The organism is Reyranella sp. (genome assembly GCF_036558665.1).
GTDB lineage: Bacteria > Pseudomonadota > Alphaproteobacteria > Reyranellales > Reyranellaceae > Reyranella.
The window spans coordinates 1-3,850 of record NZ_DATBFE010000105.1; the positions used below are offsets into that span (position 1 = coordinate 1).

General features: G+C 64.6%; 3 protein-coding genes and 1 pseudogene. 2 read left to right on the plus strand and 2 right to left on the minus strand.

Going from position 1 to position 3,850, the window contains the following annotated elements:
• Nucleotides 1-48: 48 nt before the first annotated feature.
• Nucleotides 49-642, plus strand: a pseudogene (locus tag VH499_RS16655) (HAD family acid phosphatase); the annotation flags it as partial.
• 105 nt (nucleotides 643-747) lie between these two features.
• On the opposite strand, the gene VH499_RS16660 reads toward VH499_RS16655, so the two are convergent.
• Together VH499_RS16660 and VH499_RS16665 are read right to left on the minus strand one after the other, a co-directional pair.
• The gene (locus VH499_RS16660) at nucleotides 748-2,277 is read right to left on the minus strand and encodes an arylsulfatase (protein ID WP_332053867.1); all 1,530 of its coding nucleotides are present in this window, start codon (nucleotides 2,275-2,277) and stop codon (nucleotides 748-750) included.
• A 37-nt stretch (nucleotides 2,278-2,314) separates the two neighbouring features.
• The gene (locus tag VH499_RS16665) at nucleotides 2,315-3,199 is read right to left on the minus strand and encodes a phytanoyl-CoA dioxygenase family protein (RefSeq protein ID WP_332053868.1); all 885 of its coding nucleotides are present in this window, start codon (nucleotides 3,197-3,199) and stop codon (nucleotides 2,315-2,317) included.
• 235 nt (nucleotides 3,200-3,434) lie between these two features.
• On the opposite strand from VH499_RS16665, the gene VH499_RS16670 reads away from it, so the two are divergent.
• A partial coding sequence (locus VH499_RS16670; RefSeq protein WP_332053869.1) for an alcohol dehydrogenase catalytic domain-containing protein occupies nucleotides 3,435-3,850 on the plus strand: 416 nt, incomplete at its 3' end.

The window sequence follows — 3,850 nt, forward strand, 5'->3', positions numbered from 1 at the left end:
ACCGCCCCCGCCAGGAGGGCATCAAAGGGCAAGCAACAGGTGTTGGAGATGCGGTCATGTCTTTCGCTGGTATCTCTCTTTCTCGGCCTCGCGGCATGCACATCCGAATCGCCTTCGACCGTCGTGCATCAGCCCGCGAACGTGGGCGACACGAAGATCGCGGCGCTGAACTACAAGGAGTCAGGGCAATATGATCGCGATCTCGCCACGGTCGCGACCGAGGCGCAGGGCTGGCTGAGCCAGCGAGCGACGGAGATGGCGCGCCCGGCATTGGTGCTGGACATCGATGATACGGCGCTCAGCAACTGGCCGATCATCCTGCGCGACGATTTCGGACGTCCGATCGGCGGTCCGTGCGATCTGACGCTGGATGCACCGTGCGGTTGGGCGGCCTGGGACCAGCTGGGCGTCGATGAAGCCATTGCCCCGACGCTTGCTCTCTACCGGGCAGCGATCGCGCTGAAGGTTCACGTGTTCTTCATCACCGGCCGCCCCGAGAACCAGAGGGCGGCGACAGAGCGGAACCTGCTCACGGCGGGCTATGCGCGCTACTCGAAGCTCTACATGGTACCGGATGGAGCGCACTTCGCCTCGGCATCGGACTTCAAGGCGCCGATCCGCGCCCGGATCGAACAGCAGGGTTACACGATCGTCGCCAATGTCGGTGATCAGCCCTCCGATCTGGCCGGCGGTTATGCCGAGAAGGCTTCCAGCTTCCCAACCCGTTCTACCGGGTGCCTTGAAGCGTCAGGCTCGACTGTCTGCCACCTTCACGCCCATCACCTTCTTCGGCGGATAGCGCCTGAAGGTTGCGAGATGGTTGCGCAGCCCGAGCTGAAAGGCCTCGATATAGGCGAGCTTGCGTGTCAGGTAGTTGTGCTGCTCCTTCGGGTCGAGATAGAGATTGTAGAGGCGGGGATAGGCGAAGCGTTCGAGCACGCCGGTGAAGCCGCCGGTACCGAAGGCATCGGTCGCATCGTCACTGGTGGCCGAGAGCACCATCTTGTATTCGCCGCAGCGCAGACCCGAGAAAGTCTGCGACAGCCAGTAGTAGTGGTACTTGCGGTTCGACAGGCCCTCCGGCGCAAGCAGGAAGCTCGTCTGGTCGACGCCGTCGATATAGCGATCGGCCGGCATCAGCTCGTCCGCGCCAGCAAGGGCGAGCGCCGTCGGCAGGATGTCGTTGAAGTCGAACAGCCCGTCGCTTTGTCGGCCAGCCTCGATCGTGCCGGGCCAGAACAGAAGTCCCGGCACACGCACGCCGCCCTCCCAGGTCGACCCCTTGGCGCAGCGAAAGGGCGTGAAGGCGGCATCGGGCCAGGTCTCCATGTGCGGACCGTTGTCGGACGAGACGAAGATCAGCGTGTTCTCGAGCTGGCCTGATTCGCGAAGCGCCTCGACGAGACGGCCCATGATGTCGTCGAGCTCGATCAGCGTGTCCTTGTAGGGATGCCGGGCCGGCGACTTGCCGAGGAACTTCTCGTGCGGATAATTGTCGAAGTGAGCGCCGCGCGTGCAGTGGTAGAGGAACCAGGGCCTTTCGGTCCTGGCCTGCTTGCGGATGAAATCCTCGGAATACCGGCACCACTTCTCATCGAGCAGGGAGAGGACCGGGATGGTCACCTCCTCCACGTTGGTCGCCGCCTCGCCCTTCTTCGCGTGCACGAAGCAGCGGTTGAAGGGCATGTTCTTCACCCAGTCGGTGCGCGCATCGGAATAGACGATCTCCGGAAAAAAGTGCGGGTCGCGCCATTCGGTGTACATATCCGACACCGAGAGAAACCCGTAGAAGTCGTCGTAGCCGACATGCTGAGGCTGCGATTCGATATTCTCGCCGATATGCCATTTGCCGACCGCTTGGGTCGTATACCCGGCCTGGCCGAGCAGCGCCGGCAGCGTGATCTCGCCCTGCAGGCCGCCGGGCTCGCCGTACATCGGCGGGCGGTGCAGGCCATGGCGGTTGGGCACGCGGCCCGTGTGCAGCGTCGCCCGCGAGGGCGAGCAGGATGGCTCGGAGTAGCACGAGGTGAGTTGCAGTCCCTGCCGCGCCAGCTTGTCGAAATGCGGCGTCGGTGCGCCAACCGCGACACCGCCGCCATAGCAGCCGAAATCGCCCCACCCTACGTCATCCATCAGGTAGATGAGGATGTTGGGCTTCTTGCGACGGCTCCCGAGCTTTTGTGCCGCGATCTCGACGTCCGCCACATGCACGAACGCCGGTTCCAGATGCTCGGCCACGCGCACAGTCGGCGTGGCAATCGCGTCGAATGTCGCCATCTCTCCCCCCTTGTCTTGCGCGCTCTTGTCTTGCGCATCAGTAGCCCGGCCGCTTGTGCGCCCACACCGGCTTGTAGCCGAAGCGCCAGTCGGGCGGCATCTCGACTGGCCGCGTGTCGAAGCTTGCGAACCGCGCCGGCTTGCCGCGCACCACGTCGCCCTGATGCGGGCTGGGGATCGGGCTCGGCGTGATGGCGAAGGAATCGGCCGAGCTGTAGACCGGCAGCAGCAGCGGCCGCGCGGCGGCCGCCTTGTTCGGCACGGAACCGTGCACGGCACGGCAGTTGAGCAGCAGGGTCGTGCCGGGCCCGCCGGTGAGACGCACGATCACGTCATCCTTGAGCCAGCCGAGGTTGCGGGGATGGATCTTCACCACGAAGTTTCCAGCGTCGTCGTACATCGAGAACAGCGGCCCGTTGTGGCTGCCGCGCGCCACCGTCAGCGGCCCCTGGTCCGGCGCGCAGCCGTCGATATAGACGCCGATCGTCACCGGGCTGAAGTCGGTGTGCGGCCAGGCCGGAATGTCCTGGTGCCAGCCGAAGCCCTGCGTGCCCTTGCCCGACTTCACGTTGAGCTTGGCGTGATGGAACTTCACGTCTGGTCCGACGACGTCGGCAGCGAGGTCGGTCATGACCGGATCGGTCATGAAGTCCCAGAAGGTCGGATGCTGGTCCTGCGGGCTGCTGATGCGGTGCAGGCGCGGCTCGTCCGCGGAATGGCCCTCTTCGAGGACATAGATCGCATCGCTCTGCGTCACCGAGCGGCTGCGCTCGAGCAGTTCGGCCATGGCGGCGCGCAGGCGCGCGAGCCACGGCGTCGGCACGTAGTCGGGCAGAACGAGAAAGCCGTCCTCGAAGAAGCGGCGGCGCTGATCGTCGGTCAGCACGAGCGACGGTTGGGCGAGCACATCCTGCGGCTTCATCGGTTCCTCCACTTGCTTGCTTTCGCGATCCTGGGCCTGTACTCGCAAATCCGCGGCGTCCGTGGCCCCGACCCTCGGCAGTTTCGCATACTTCTTTCGGGGAAGGCCAAGAGCCGACATCTCTGCCTGACGGGTCATGCGGGTGCTTTGTATCAGCAGGGCTGACCCATTGATCCTCATCAATGACGTGCCCTCTTCATTACGAGGAATAGGACAGTTTGCCAGGAGTCCGTCCATGACGGCGCCACACAATCCGGTCGTTCAAGTCAGGCGCTACGGCAGCGCCGATGACTTGGAGGTGGTCGACGTTCCCCTCCCGACGGCCGGCCGGGGTGAGGTGCGGGTCCGCGTGCTCGCATCGAGCGTGGTGTACACCGACGTCGTAATCCGGCGTCACCTCTACCCGCAAACGATGAACCTGAAGCCGCCGTTCGCGCTGGGCTATGACGTCGTCGGGGAAATCGATCAGCTCGGCGATGGCGTGATCGGCTTTCAGCTTGGCGACCGCGTAGCCGACATGACGGTCGTCGGGTCGAATGCCGCCTATCGCACGCTCCGGGCAGACCATCTGACTCGCCTGCCGGCGGGCATCGACGCGGCAGAAGCGGCGACGCTGATCTTGAGCTGGACGACCGCGTACCAGCTCCTTCA